This window comes from Mucilaginibacter sp., assembly GCF_028287845.1.
Lineage (GTDB): Bacteria > Bacteroidota > Bacteroidia > Sphingobacteriales > Sphingobacteriaceae > Mucilaginibacter.
Genome location: NZ_JAQBOW010000134.1, coordinates 1 through 15,158, shown reverse-complemented (window position 1 = coordinate 15,158; position 15,158 = coordinate 1). Strand labels below are relative to the sequence as shown.

The 15,158-nt window shown below is 40.2% G+C and carries 8 protein-coding genes; all 8 read left to right on the top strand.

Annotated features, from left to right (window positions below):
• Window positions 1-17: 17 nt before the first annotated feature.
• Window positions 18-1,637 carry a RagB/SusD family nutrient uptake outer membrane protein gene (locus JWP71_RS13440; RefSeq protein WP_299500876.1) on the top strand — a complete coding sequence of 540 codons (1,620 nt, stop codon included), beginning with the start codon at window positions 18-20 and terminating at the stop codon, window positions 1,635-1,637.
• A 17-nt stretch (window positions 1,638-1,654) separates the two neighbouring features.
• Entirely contained in the window at window positions 1,655-2,719 is a 1,065-nt protein-coding gene (locus JWP71_RS13435) for a SusE domain-containing protein (RefSeq protein ID WP_299500873.1), read from the top strand.
• 157 nt (window positions 2,720-2,876) lie between these two features.
• Entirely contained in the window at window positions 2,877-5,330 is a 2,454-nt protein-coding gene (locus JWP71_RS13430) for a glycoside hydrolase family 31 protein (protein WP_299500871.1), read from the top strand.
• A 7-nt stretch (window positions 5,331-5,337) separates the two neighbouring features.
• Window positions 5,338-7,191, top strand: a complete 1,854-nt coding sequence (locus tag JWP71_RS13425; RefSeq protein WP_299500869.1) for a glycoside hydrolase family 13 protein — start codon at window positions 5,338-5,340, stop codon at window positions 7,189-7,191.
• Window positions 7,192-7,201: 10 nt separating this feature from the next.
• A complete protein-coding gene (locus JWP71_RS13420) occupies window positions 7,202-9,100 on the top strand; it encodes an alpha-amylase family glycosyl hydrolase (RefSeq protein ID WP_299500866.1) in 1,899 nt (632 codons plus the stop codon).
• A gap of 268 nt (window positions 9,101-9,368) precedes the next feature.
• Entirely contained in the window at window positions 9,369-12,215 is a 2,847-nt protein-coding gene (locus JWP71_RS13415; RefSeq protein WP_299500864.1) for a hypothetical protein, read from the top strand.
• A 41-nt stretch (window positions 12,216-12,256) separates the two neighbouring features.
• The gene (locus tag JWP71_RS13410; RefSeq protein WP_299500862.1) at window positions 12,257-13,144 is read left to right on the top strand and encodes a response regulator transcription factor; all 888 of its coding nucleotides are present in this window, start codon (window positions 12,257-12,259) and stop codon (window positions 13,142-13,144) included.
• 215 nt (window positions 13,145-13,359) lie between these two features.
• On the top strand, window positions 13,360-15,156 hold the full coding sequence (locus tag JWP71_RS13405; protein ID WP_299500859.1) for an acyl-CoA dehydrogenase family protein: 1,797 nt from the start codon (window positions 13,360-13,362) through the stop codon (window positions 15,154-15,156).
• Window positions 15,157-15,158: the final 2 nt, after the last annotated feature.

Genomic DNA, 15,158 nt, shown 5'->3' with positions numbered 1-15,158 from the left:
GCTTAAAAAGAAATAAAATGAAAAGGAATTTAATCATAATATTATTAGGTGCTGGCTTATTAGGGGGCAGCTTAATGTCCTGTAATAAGAATAAAATTATCACACCAAATGACCAGGTAACTTCGGCCCAGGTATATAGCACGCCAGCCGGTTATAAACAAGCTTTGGCTAAAGTGTATGGCAGCTTTGCGCTTACCGGCAACACAGGCCCTGCTGGCAGTGGTGATGTACAGGGAATAGATGAAGGCACTTCTGATTTTTTTCGCCTGTTCTGGTGCGCGCAGGAATTACCTACTGATGAAGCGGTTATTGCATGGGGCGACCCGGGTTTACCCGATTTTCATGCCATGAGTTGGTCATCATCGAATCCTATTTTAACTGGCTTGTATTACAGGAGTTTATACCAAATTACTTTATGCAATGATTTTATCAGGCAGTCATCAGATGCTAATTTAAGCAGTCGTGGCATAACAGGCGCTGATGTTACAAATATTCATTATTATGTGGCCGAAGCGCGTTTTTTACGCGCTTATCAATACTGGGTTTTGATGGATTTGTTTGGTAACCCGCCTTTTGTTACTGATGCAACTGCGGTAGGTTCTACAATACCTCCACAAACCACAAGGGCTGCACTTTTTACTTATGTTGAAAGTGAATTGAAAGCTATTGATGGTTTATTAGTTGCGCCACTTAAAAACGAATATGGCCGCGCAGACCAGGCTGCTGCATGGGCATTGTTGGCACGTTTATATTTAAACGCAGGTGTATATACCGGAACACCCAGGTATACAGATGCTGTAACCTATGCTCAAAAAGTAATTGCTGCAGGTTATACATTAATACCAAAATATGATAACCTGATGCTGGCAGATAATAATATAGGAAATACTGAAGCTGTCTTGACCATTAATTATGATGGTGCAAAAACACAGGGATACGGCGGTACAACATTTTTAAAGAATGCTCAATTAGGTGGCAGCATGCCGGCACCCTTATACGGAACTAACCAGAAATGGGCGGGTATAAGAGTAACAAAAAATATAGTTAACCTTTTTCCAGCTCCGCAGGATACCTCATTAACCTATTTTCCAAACAATAAAAATATAGACACCCGTGCCGAATTTTGGACACGCGGCCAAAGTTTGGATATAAATGATGTTACCTCATTTACTGATGGCTATGCGGTTAATAAATTCAGAAATGTTACTGCAGCCGGTGCTACCGGAACAGACCTGACTTACTCTGACATAGATATGCCATTATTCCGTTTATCCGAAATGTATCTTATATACGCCGAAGCCGTGCTACGCGGCGGTACAGGGGGTGATAATGGGACAGCTTTAACTTATATTAACAATATTCGCACCCGGGCATACGGAAGTGCTGCTGGTAATATAACATCGGCACAATTAACCACCAGCTTTATCCTGGATGAAAGAGCCCGCGAATTGTACTGGGAAGGTTTAAGGCGAACTGACCTGATTCGTTATGACCAATTTACCACCGCTAACTATGTGTGGCCATTTAAAGGTGGTGTAAAATTAGGCACAAGTGTAGCTTCATTTCGTAACCTTTATCCAATACCAGATCAGGATAGAGCAGTTAACCCAAATCTTAAACAAAACGCAGGATATTAATTATTAACGAAATTATAATGAAAAAATCTTTAGTAAAATTTTTAGCTTTTGGCAGTATAGTGCTGTTCTCATTAGCTTCCTGTAAAAAAAGTGACACACTTGTAGTAACAAATGGTGGTACAGCAGGTACATTAAGTGCTTCGGCAACAACCATGGTTTTGGATAAAGCTAAGCTCAATGATACAACCAAAGTAATCACCTTTAACTTTACCAACGCCAATTATGGTTATACCAGCGCTACAACAAATACGCTGCAAATTGACCTGGCAAGTGATAATTGGGCAAAACCACAATTAGTTACAGTAGGTGTAAAACAGCTTGCACAAGGTTTTTCAACAACGGATTTTAATGCCCTGTTGTTAAAACTTGGTTTAACTGCGGGTACCCCTTCACAAGTGTCAGCACGTATTGCCTATTCGGTTGGTACCAGTGTAAAACCAGTTTATTCAAATGTAGTAACCCTTACATTAACTCCGTTTAATTTAACTTCATTTCTTTATGTACCGGGTGCTTACCAGGGATGGAACCCGGCAACTGCAGATAGCTTATTATCAGCTACAAGCAATGGTATATATACAGGTATTATCAATTTCACTGCCGGTAATCTTGCTTTTAAAATTACTCCGGCTAAAACCTGGACAAACTCTTATGGGGCAACCGGTGCAACTGTAGTTTATAATGGAGGTGGTGATATTACCGCTCCGGCTGCAGGATTAACCTGGGTAACGTTAAATTTAAATACTAATACAATCACTTTTGCGCCAGTTGCTTATTATTATAGCATAATTGGCGATGCTACACCAGGTGGCTGGGCAAGTGATACCGACATGAAATATGATAACGGTAACCAGATTTGGACGGTAACTTCGCCATTTACTGCCGTTGCGGGCCAGGGATTTAAAGTTAGAAGAAATCATGACTGGGGAACCAGCTATGGCACACTCGCAACACCTGATGGAGTTGATCTGACATCGGCCAACGGTGGCAATATCTCGGTTGCGGCTGCGGCTACCTATAAATTTAACTTTAGTGTTAATGCTACAGATGCAACCAAGGCAACCTATACCTTGGTTAAACAATAAATAATAAAACATATTAACTGATCTCAATTCTATACTGGTCCGCTGTTAACAGCGGACCATTTTTACCCGATTTCCGCATGTTATTAACTATTGTTTTGCAATGATAATATGCTATGCCATAACCGATAATGATCAATTATCCATTTATATATAAACAATGAAGCTAAAATATCGCCACCTGGTTACTGTACTGTTTTTAATAATACATTTTTCAACATCTGCTCAAAATAACCCGGTAAAAAGCCCGGGCAATGTTAAAAATGTAACAATTGATAACCAACAACTAAACATAGTTACAGACAACGCTTTTGCACAAGTTACCGTTTACAGTGCTAACGTGATCCGTATCAGATTAAACAAGCAACAGCTTGCTGCCGATTTTTCGTACGCGGTAATTTCCCAGCCTCAAAAAACTAAAGTTAAAATATCACAGGATACACACCAGATTAGCATCATAACAGATTCGTTAAAAGCTATTATCAACAAAACACCCTTCGCGGTTAGTTTTTATACTGCAGATGGCAAGATTATTAATGAAGATGAAACCGGCTTGAATACTTCATGGGTGAACGAATCGGTGACAACGTATAAAAAAATGCAGGAAGGCGAACGCTTTATAGGTTTAGGTGAAAAAACCGGGAACCTTGATCGCCATGGAAGTGGGTATACCAACACAAATACAGATGTATATGGATATTCTACCGAGCAAGATCCTATTTATTCAACTATACCATTTTATATAGGTATACATCATGATTTAAATTATGGTATCTTTTTAGATAATACCTACCAAAGCGATTTTAATTTTGGCGCCAGCAATAACCGCTTCTCATCATTTGGGGCACGTGGCGGCGAAATGAATTATTATTTTATTTACCATAAACAGGTTGCCGATATAATTACATCATACACCGCATTAACCGGCCGTATGAAGATGCCGCCGCTATGGAGCCTGGGGTATCAGCAAAATCGTTACAGCTATTATCCCGAAACTGAGGTTTACCGTATTGCACAAACTTTGCGCGAGAAAAAACTACCGGCTGATGGTATTACTTTAGATATTCATTACATGGATAAATACAAAGTATTTACGTGGGATAAAAACCGTTTTCCTGATCCTAAAACAATGACGGATAAACTAAAAGACATGGGCTTTAAGGTTACCGTGATAGTTGATCCGGGTGTGAAGGTTGAAAAAGGCTACGGTACTTATGAGCGCGGGTTAAAAGAAAATATTTTTGCTAAATACCCGGATAGCACTAATTATACCGGCGAGGTTTGGCCCGGCTGGTGCTATTTTCCTGATTTTACCAATCCTAAAGCACGTACCTGGTGGGGAAGCGAAATTAAGAAGTATGGTGATGATGGTATTAGCGGGATATGGAATGACATGAACGAAATTTCTACCTGGGGGCAGAAAATGCCTGATAATATCCTATTTGATTATGATGGTAGCAAGGCTTCGCATTTACAGGCCCGCAATGTATACGCTTTGCAAATGGCGCGCGCAAGCTATGAGGGAGCCCGCGCGGCATTCGGCAAGCGTCCGTTTGTGTTAACACGTTCAGGTTACGCCGGTTTTCAACGCTATTCTGCTATGTGGACAGGCGATAACCGCGCCGAAGATAGCCACATGCTGGCAGGCGTACGTTTATTAAATAGCCTGGGCCTTAGCGGTATACCTTTTACAGGGATGGATATAGGTGGTTTTACCGGCAATGGGTCAACATCATTATTTGCACGGTGGATACAGATAGGTGCGTTTAACCCTTATTTCCGTAATCACACCGGGGTTAACACTAAAGCCGCAGAGCCATGGACATTTGGCGAAGAAGTGCTGGAAATTTCAAGGAATTACATCAACCTGCGCTATAAACTGTTGCCATACCTGTACAGTACTTTTTATGAGGCCACGCAGAACGGACACCCGGTAATGCGTTCATTGGCTATTGATTACACACACGACAATAATATTTACGATACACAGTTTCAAAACCAATACCTTTTTGGGCACGCGTTTTTAGTAATGCCGTTTGAAGGGTCTGCAACTTTCGGTAAGGTTTATTTTCCGGCAGGTAAATGGTATGACCTTTATACCGGCGAAGTGCAAAATGGTAATCAGCAAAAAGTACTGCAGTTAAATACACATAAGCTGCCGGTTTATGTAAAAGAGAGCAGTATTATCCCAATGCAGTCATTGGTGCAAACCACAGCGCAACAACCCACCGATACGCTTGTTATAAACATTTACCAGGGAACTCAAAACAACAGCTTTACTTATTATGAAGATGATGGCGAAAGTTTTGCTAATGAAACCGGTGCTTATTATAAACGCCTTATCAGTTATAATGCTGCCAAAAAAACAATCACTTTTGATAAAGCAGACGGTTCGTTAAAGTCTAAGTTCAATAACATTAAATTGATTCTTCATGGCTTTGTAGGGCCGGTAAAACTTAACGGAAAACCAGCTGGTTTTAATGATGATTTTGTATCGATGTTAACACCACTTACAAAATTTGATCCGCAAGGCAATGCTAACCCGGTTGAAGGCGAAAAGGTTAAGAGCATGATTATTAAAAACACAAGCGATTTATTTTCAATAAGTTATTAATAGAAAAATGAAATTAAGATTAGTAATTACAATTGGTTTAATTCTCATCACACGAAGCATTATGGCTCAAATACCTGCTTTAGAGCGGGTAGAGCCTGCATCATGGTGGGTTGGGATGAAAAACCCAAAAGTACAGCTTCTTGTTCATGGCAATAATATTGCAAGCAGTACAGTAAGTCTTACTTATGCCGGGGTTAAATTAACTGCCGTACATAAAGTAGAAAACAACAATTATTTATTCCTTGACCTGGATATCGCCACATCTGCAAAACCCGGTCAATTTAAAATACTATTTAAAAAGCAGGCAGGGCAGGTGCTGAGTTTTAATTACAAACTAAATCAGCGCGACCGTTCGCCTAACCGTGCCCAGGGTGTAACCAATAAAGATTTGATTTACCTGATCATGCCGGATCGTTTCTCGAACGGCGACCCCGCAAACGATTCAAAACCGGGTATGCGGGAAACGAAGGTAAATCGCGACTCTATGTATGCCCGTCATGGTGGCGATATACAGGGTATTATTAACCATTTAGGCTATTTAAAAGATCTGGGTGTAACAGCCGTTTGGCTTACTCCCGAAATTGAAAATGATGAGCCACAGGCCTCTTATCATGGTTACTCGGTTACCGATCATTACAAGGTCGACCCTCGTTATGGTACCAATGAGCTTTATAAAACATTTGTTGAGAAATGTCATGCTTTGGGCCTTAAAGTTGTAAAGGACCTCGTACATAACCATGTTGGCACCGAACATTGGTTCATAAAGGATATGCCCATGAAAAGCTGGGTGCATCAATGGCCAAAATACACGCAATCAAATTTCAGGGATGCTGCCGTGATGGACCCGCATGCCTCGCCAATGGATAAAAAGATTATGCTTGATGGCTGGTTTGACCATCACATGGCCGATTTGAATGAAAACAATCCTTATGTGCAAAATTATTTAACCCAAAACCATATCTGGTGGATAGAATATGCAGGGGTTGATGGCTTTCGTTTAGATACCTATCCCTACAATGATGCTGCCTACATGGCGGATTGGGCCAGGAAAGTAAAAGCAGAATATCCGCACTTTTCCATTTTTGGCGAAACGTTGGTATGGTCAGTTGCTAACCAGGCTTATTTTACACAGGGTAATACGGTAAACCGGGGCTTTGATACTCAATTACCTGGCGTTACAGATTCGCAAATAAAAGATGCTATTGCCGAAGCATTGAATGGAAAAGATGGCTGGACCGACGGCGTTCATCGGCTCTATTCTGTACTGGCGCAGGATTTTATGTATCAGGACCCAACCAGGAATGTGGTTTTTTTGGATAATCATGACATGAGCCGTTTTTATTCGATAGTAAAAGAAGATTTTACCAAATTCAAATCAGGCATGGCGCTGTTATTAACTATGCGTGGTGTCCCGCAAATGTATTATGGGGATGAAATATTAATGAAGAATCTATCCAATCCTGATGGTTTGGTGCGGGCTGATTTTCCCGGCGGATGGTCTGATGATAAAGAAAATAAATTTATCGCCAGGGGCAGAAACAACCAGGAAAATGAAGCTTTTGATTATATCCGAACGCTGGCTAATTATCGTAAAAACACAACTGCCCTGCAAACGGGTAAGTTAATGCAGTATATACCGCAAGATGGTGTTTATGTATATTTTAGGTATGATACTGAAAAAACAGTTATGGTAATTTACAATGGTAATGATAAGCCAGCAAATCTTCATACTGATAGATTTAATGAACGCGTGGCCGGATTTAACACCGCCATCAACGTTATAACTAATGAGCATATATCAGACATTAAGGAGGTCATTGTTCCTGCAAAAACAACTTTTGTTTTCGAACTAAAAAAATAAAGTAGCTCTTATGAGTATTAGGATAGCGTTTTTTTTGTTTGCAATTTTCGGCGTGTTGGGTATGGGTTGCAGCAAAAAAAATCCGGCTATTACTCCTGATAGTTCCACCAATACTATCATAATAGCAAACGGCAAACCACTGCCAACAGGCACCATTGATGGAGTGACTTTTATTAATTCCGGTACCTCGGTTATTTTTAATATTTATGCGCCGGGCAAAAAATCAATTGCTGTTATTGGCGATTTTAATAGCTGGGTTGGCACTGCCATGAATGAAACGCCCGACGGCAATCGTTGGTGGATACAGATAGATAACATCGACCCCAATAAAGAATATGCCTATCAGTATTTGGTTGATGGTACGCTAAAAGTTGCAGATCCGTATACCCAGAAAGTATTAGATCCATCAAACGATAGCTATATACCTGCCAGTGTATACCCTAATTTAAAAGCATATCCTGCCGGGCAAACCGGTATTGTAAGTGTTTTCCAGGCAAATCAGCCAGCCTATAGCTGGAAAGTAACCTCATTTACCCGGCCTGCACAAAAAAATCTGGTGATATATGAATTACTTGTGCGCGATTTTGTAGCAACCCACAGCTATCAAACATTAACAGATACTTTGAGTTATTTGGCAAATTTGGGTGTAAATGCAATTGAATTAATGCCTGTAAATGAATTTGAAGGCAATTCATCATGGGGATATAACACAAATTTTGGTTTCGCGCTCGATAAATATTACGGAACTAAAAATGCTTATAAAGCATTTATTGATGCTTGCCACGCAAAAGGTATTGCTGTTATACAGGATATTGTTTTGGAAGATCAGTTTGGCTCTTCGCCAATGGTACAGTTATATGCAACCGCAACGGGCTCGCCATCAGCCAATAATCCCTGGTTTTCTGCCACTACGCACCCTGACGGAGTGGGTTATCAGCTTAATCATCAAAATGCCGCTACACAATATTACGCCAAAAATGTAATGAAGTATTGGATGCAGGAATATCATATTGATGGTTTTAGGTTTGATCAATCTAAAGGCTACACACAAACTGTTACTACTACTGAAGCTGCCTGGGCCAACTATGATGCAAGCAGGGTGGCTCTTTGGGAAAATTATAACAATTACATGAAAAGCATTGATCCGGGCTTTTATGTGATATTAGAGCATTTTGCTGATAATAGTGAACAAAAGGTACTGGCAGATCAAGGGATGATGATGTGGACAAATTTAAGTTCTCCTGCTGATCAGGCTACTATGGGTTATCCAACCGGTCCGGTGTGGGATCTTTCCGGGTTGTTTTATGATGGTTATGGATTTACCGCGCCTTATAACCTGGTAGCTTATTTTGAAAGCCATGACGAAGAACGCAGTATGTTTAAAAATGAAACCTACGGCAATATTTCTGGCAATTACAGTACTAAAGATATCCCTACCGCATTAAAGCGTGAGGAAATGTTAGCGGCCTTTTTATTTTCATCTCCCGGTCCTAAAATGCTGTGGCAGTTTGAAGAATTGGGGTATGATATCAGCATAAATCAAAATGGCAGGGTGGGCGAGAAGCCAATTTTATGGAACTATAATTCTGACATAAACAGAAGGCACCTGTATAGCATCTATGCTAAGCTGATTAAAATGAAGATTAATAACACCGTATTTGCTACAACAAACTTTAAGTATAACCTTACCGGCGCGGTTAAAATCGTGCAACTACTTGATAATGCTGTAAATGTTGAAATTGCAGGTAATTTTGATGTAGTAAACCAAACAGCCAATATAAATTTTCCATCCACGGGTATATGGTACGATAATATGACGGGTGCAAGCATTAATGTAACTGCTCTGCCCTATACAATGACACTTAGCCCCGGCGAGTATCATGTTTACAGCTCTAAACTGTTAAATTAATTTTTTTATCTCACCAACGGATTTAGTGACTGAAATTAAGCGCTAAGACCCTATTTATCAGAGAAACAATGTGTTAACGTTTGTTTCGTCAACTGTCCCAACTGTCCCAGGTGTATTCACCTGTCCCTGGGACACTAACCGCTTGTGAATATCCTGTTATTGCAGTATCACGGTTCTTAACCGGATAGCATTAATAGTAATTCTCTAAAAAAAAGTTTCTTTGGCGGATTTTCAGTAGATTTAGTACGTTAATCTTATTCATTGGATTATGTTACGACGTTTACAGAACCGGGTCAACATTTACTTCCAACCCATTTTTTTATTGCTGCTTGTCGGGTTTTTGGTTACGGGCAGTATGATACAGAAAGATAATTACCTTATCAGTACCAAATACACACCTTCAGGCCTCGTCGACTGGGAAATCAATATGAATAACGCCCGGAGAGATTCTATTTTGAAAGAATGGCAGGTGAATTTCAAAAAAAATCAGATTTATACCAGTGACACTAATTATCAAAAAACTGTAACGGGTATTGAAACAGTTATTTTACGCAACAATGCTGATTATGGTTTTATCGTGTTTTATGTTGGGCTCCTGCTCATTTTAACTATACGGATAGGTAGTCAAAGGGCTAATCCCCGTAAAATTGTCGTCTCTCAACGTATGGTTTTTGCTTTGGTGGCTTTGACTTTGCTGATAGGGCTGATGGATGTCTTCATAAATATAAGGACCAGCCGCATGTTGCTGCATTTCCGGCTTAAAGAACCATTGTCCGATGCATGGACCATTGGCATCTTTGCATGGATAAAGTATCTGCTGCTAACCATCCTTATTGTCAAACTGTTAATTGAAGCCTTTAAGCTTAACAAACCCCGGTTTTGGCTTGAATTTGTATCCAGATGGCTGGGGCAATTACGCTTCTATGCCTGGCGGTTCCGTATTGTGCTGCTTATTCTTTTTGTATATTTCCTGGGGCTTTTTAGTAATCAGGTGCAGGATCTGGTGCTTTCAATCAATACATCGCGCCTGGCTAGCTTTTATTTCTTGTTATCAACTACCCTGGTGGCCCTGATGTGCTGGCATTTACCAAAGGCGATTGATAATGCAAGTAATATTACCTACAGGAGTTTTTTCATGGGTCCGGTGGATTTTAAGAGAGTCCGCGTGTTAGCAAGCCGCAGGCCTTCAGGAAAGGTAGGTATTGGGCGGTTACTGGGAGCTGCCGGGTTTCTTATACCCGCTACAGGTATCCTGCAAACGATGAATTCTTACCACATTGAATATAAGCTCAATGGTATATATCCCATAGTTATCCTGATAGCAATGCTGTCATTTTATGCAATTGTATTGCAGTATCGCTGGATTGACCGCCTTTATAAAAGTGGTGGCCGGGTAATTAAATGGCGGTACTGGCTAAGCATGGCTATTTTACTGTTCCCCTTGATCATCTGGGGGTGGGGTTATGGCAAACAGAACCGGGAACCCTATTTTCTTTCTTATTTATCACTGGATCTGGTCTTTTTATCAGCAATATTTTTGATAACTGCCACCTTGCGTACCAGCGTACCGGCTATCGCCAAATGGCGCGTAACACCCTGGATTACTTTTAGTGGGCTGGCCGCTTTTATTTTTTTTGTCTTATGCAATTTCTCCCCTTTTTTAAATGAAGTCACCCGTAATAATCGTTTTTATACTACGCCGGTGGTATTATGCGCTATGGCAGGTTATTTACTGTTTTTCTCATTTTTGCTCTTTACGGGCAAAAAAATCGGGATGGGCCTGATTACTATCTTACTCTTGTTTACCCTTTACCGATCTGTAAATACAATTACACCTTATCATGAAACTTATATTCAAAAGCAAAAGAATTACCATAAATCACTGGACTCTTTAGACGATTATACAGAACAATGGTTAAACAATCGTAAGCAAGAAATTAAAGCCTTTATTCTCCTGCATCCAAATCAGCCTTATCCCGTGTTTTTTGTAAATGCTTACGGCGGTGGCATCCGGGCCACGGTTTGGGCTACTATGGTTGTAGGTACATTGGATAGTTTGTTAAAGAGCGGGCATAAAAACGATGCTAATGTATTCGATTTTCAGCATTATGTTTTTTCTTATTCAGGGGCATCCGGCGGCACCGTCGGTTTATCATTGCTTTGCGGCGCCCGTTATCAATACAGGCAAAAAACGAGTGAGGATACGGTTTTTTACCCGGTAAATTCACTCGCCATTTATCGGAACGATTATTTTACCTCTACTATGGTTGGATTACTGGGAAGGGATATGCTGGCCTCTTCACTGGGAATAGCACCCTGGCCAGACAGAGCAAGATTAATGGAACAGGACTGGGAAAGACATACCAAAGGAAACCACATAAATATTGGAGTTACCATGGGTGAACTTTGTAAAGGTAATTATTACGAGGTGCCATTGCTTTTTGCCAATATTTTTGATGTGGATAGTGGAAAAAAAGGTATAGCAGCACCGGTATTATTGGACAGCCTTGATTTTCCGGCAACTATCATGTTAGAACAGGAAATTAAAGACCCGGGCGACCTGCGCCTAAGCACCGCAGCCTTTCTTAGTGCCAGGTTCCCTTACATAAGCCCCACAGCAAAATTAAACGGACAGCATCACTTTACTGATGGGGGTACCTGGGACAATTCGGGTGCAGAAACTTCACTTCAAGTGTTGACCGTGTTTGAAAGGGTACGCAAAAAGTTGATAAAGCAAGATACCATATTTAATCATATCCAGCCTCAATTCCTATCGCTCCCCAATTCTGTACGGGCGACGGAATCAATGGGTAAGCCGGGAAACTTATTTGAGCCCTTGGCGCCACCTGCCGGGATATTGAACAGCAGAATAGGCTATATGAGAAAAGCCGATGGCTGGAACTATTCTTTTTCCCGAATAAATCATTACGGCTTTTTTCAATTCAGGCCCACAGCCGAGAATTTACCTAATACCCGTATATGGCCGGTATTACCGCTTGGCTGGCAGATGTCGGAGTATGCAATGACAAAGATGCGGATCAGTGTATTAAGAGATAGCTCGACAATTGACAAGGTATTGGCCCGTTTTGGAATGGTAAAAAAAATGAAGAATTAGTAATTTTGATATTGAGCAATTAAACTAAATATTTCCAACACATGAGTAAAAGAATTGCACAACTAAGTTTATCAAAGTTTGCCGACCTGTATGCTGATAAACTGATTGGTCCGGATTTTTTTATAACTAACGAAAAACAACTATTGGGGTTGAGTGAATACCCCTATCGTTCTGATGGCTACATCATTGGTATTTGTACAAGAGGGAAAGCAGAAGTAGAGGTAAACCTGCAGGTTTATCAGGCCAGGGCAGGTGCTATGCTTTTGGCAACACCCTTTCATATTTTAAGGATTTATAACAGTAGTGATGATTTTTTATGCAGATTTATTGTTTTTTCTAAGGCTTTTTTAACTGAAAATAATGTTAACAGCCATTTCCTGGAGTCATTTAGCTATTTCAAGAGCGAGTCCATACCTGTTATTTATCCTGATCATCATGATGCGAAGATGCTGCTTGAGGTGTATCTGTTAATACAGCAAAAATTAGAACGCGAAGAACATCCTTATCGGCAGGAAATATCCCGAAGTATTTTAACTACGTTGCTTTATGAAGTAGAATTTATTTATGAAAAACAACATATAATTTTAAAAAGTAAGCAAAACCGTAAACAGGAATTAAATTTACTTTTTCAGAACCTGATTTTTCGTCATTATAAAGAACACAGGAATGTTCAATTTTACGCCGATGCACTTTGTGTATCGTCTAAACATTTAACCGAAATTATTAAAGAAGTAACCGGCAGAACATCTGGTGAATGGATAGAAGATGCCGTAATTCTGGAGGCGAAAGTATTATTAAGAAACCATGAGATCAGTATCGCACAGGTAGCCGAAAATATTCATTTCCCTGATCAATCTTCATTTGGGAAATATTTTAAAAAACATACAGGTCTGTCGCCCTCTGATTACCGGATGATATCTACCCATTAAAATTATTTAGTTAAATGTTGATTAGGTTAATCTTAATCAACAAGCCCGCTCCTTTCCCGACTTTTTGACTAATATCCCCGCATTACAGGCCTTTTATTCATCTAAAAAGGATTCTAAATTTACTTCATATCAATATAAAAACTAAAAAAGACTATTACCGGGCTTTATAGCCAATTTTTAAGAAAGATAAATCATAATGCTTAATATATTAATTTATGAATGATATTGAATCTGTAAAAGCCATAAAAGGGGGTGAGTTCCTGATAAGGGAAACCCCGGCAGATAGTGTTTTTATTCCGGAAGAATGGAATGAAGAGCAATTAATGATTGCCGAAACTTGTACAAACTTTCTTGCCCAGAATGTAATACCCAATTTAAACCGTATTGATGAACAGGAAAAGGGTTTAATGCCTCATCTGATAGAACAGGCCGGGGCCCTGGGCTTACTAAGCATATCCATCCCTGAAGTATATGGCGGTTTCGGAAAAGATTTTAAAACATCTATGCTGGTTACAGAAAAATTAGGCGCAGGCAATTCGTTTTCTGTTGCATTTTCGGCACACTCTGGCATAGGTATTTTGCCTATACTATATTATGGTAATGAGGCGCAAAAACAAAAATATATTCCAAAACTGGCCAGTGGGGAGTGGAAAGGTGCCTATTGTCTTACCGAACCGGGTGCCGGGTCTGACGCCAACTCGGGCAAAGCAAGAGCCCACCTTTCAGAAGATGGTAAATATTACCTCATCACAGGCCAGAAGATGTGGATAACCAATGCCGGCTTTGCCGATATATTTACCGTGTTCGCCAAAATTGATGATGATGAAAACCTGAGTGCCTTTATAGTAGAAAAAGGCTTTGAAGGTATTTCTCTGAATCCTGAAGAACACAAAATGGGCATTAAAGGAAGTTCAACCCGGCAGGTATTTTTTAATGATTGTAAGGTTCCGGTAGAAAACCTGCTTTCTGAACGTCAGAACGGGTTTAAAATAGCTGTGAATATATTAAATATTGGCCGGATAAAATTAGGCGGGGCAACTGTTGGCGCAGCTAAGCAAATTATTACATCTGCTGTGCATTATGCAAATGAACGCGAGCAATTTGGGCGGCCTATTTCAAAGTATGGTGCTATTCGTTATAAACTGGCACAGCAGGTCATTCTCACTTATGCTGCGGAATCTGCAATTTATCGTGCCAGCCAGAATATGGAAGAAGCTACAGAAATGTTTATGGCATCGGGGCTTGATGAAACCAAAGCCAAGCTTAAAGGAACGGAGCAGTTTGCTATAGAGGCGGCAATTATTAAAGTGCATGCTTCTGAAATGCTCGATTATGTTGCCGATGAAGGTGTTCAGATTTACGGTGGCATGGGTTATAGTGCAGAAGGGCCAATGGATAGGGCCTATCGGGATTCCAGAATTAACCGGATTTTTGAAGGTACCAACGAAATTAACCGGATGCTAATGGTTGATATGATGTTGAAGCGTGCCCTAAAGGGTGAGCTTGACCTGATGGGGCCAGCCCAAAAAGTTGTTGGTGAGTTGACAAGCATACCCGACTTTGGAGCAGCTGAAGAGGAAAGTTTGTTTTCAAAAGAGAAGAAATACATTGCCAACTTCAAAAAAGCAACATTAATGGTAGCAGGCGCGGCTGTTCAAAAACTGATGACGCAATTGGGTAAAGAACAGGAAGTGCTGATGTGTTTGGCTGATATGCTGATAGAACTTTATGTGAGCGAATCATTACAGCTGCGTGTTGAGAAACTGGTAGCTTTAAAAGATGAAGATGCCTGCAAGGAACAGATAGATATGATGCGGGTGTATATAAATGATGCCGCCGAACATATTGCCAAATCAGGAAGAGAAGCGCTGAATTCATTTACTGATGGTGATGAAAGAAAAATGATGATGATAGGACTAAAGCGCTATACTAAAACCGAAGATATTAATACCACACAAGCACGAAGAAATATTGCTGCAAAGATGATCACTGAAAATAAATATTGTTTTTAAAG

Excerpts from the sequence above, each read along its gene's own strand:
- JWP71_RS13440 (WP_299500876.1), top strand. The coding sequence starts at position 18 with ATGAAAAGGAATTTAATCATAATATTATTAGGTGCTGGCTTATTAGGG.
- JWP71_RS13435 (WP_299500873.1), top strand. The coding sequence starts at position 1,655 with ATGAAAAAATCTTTAGTAAAATTTTTAGCTTTTGGCAGTATAGTGCTG.
- JWP71_RS13430 (WP_299500871.1), top strand. The coding sequence starts at position 2,877 with ATGAAGCTAAAATATCGCCACCTGGTTACTGTACTGTTTTTAATAATA.
- JWP71_RS13425 (WP_299500869.1), top strand. The coding sequence starts at position 5,338 with ATGAAATTAAGATTAGTAATTACAATTGGTTTAATTCTCATCACACGA.
- JWP71_RS13420 (WP_299500866.1), top strand. The coding sequence starts at position 7,202 with ATGAGTATTAGGATAGCGTTTTTTTTGTTTGCAATTTTCGGCGTGTTG.
- JWP71_RS13415 (WP_299500864.1), top strand. The coding sequence starts at position 9,369 with ATGTTACGACGTTTACAGAACCGGGTCAACATTTACTTCCAACCCATT.
- JWP71_RS13410 (WP_299500862.1), top strand. The coding sequence starts at position 12,257 with ATGAGTAAAAGAATTGCACAACTAAGTTTATCAAAGTTTGCCGACCTG.
- JWP71_RS13405 (WP_299500859.1), top strand. The coding sequence starts at position 13,360 with ATGAATGATATTGAATCTGTAAAAGCCATAAAAGGGGGTGAGTTCCTG.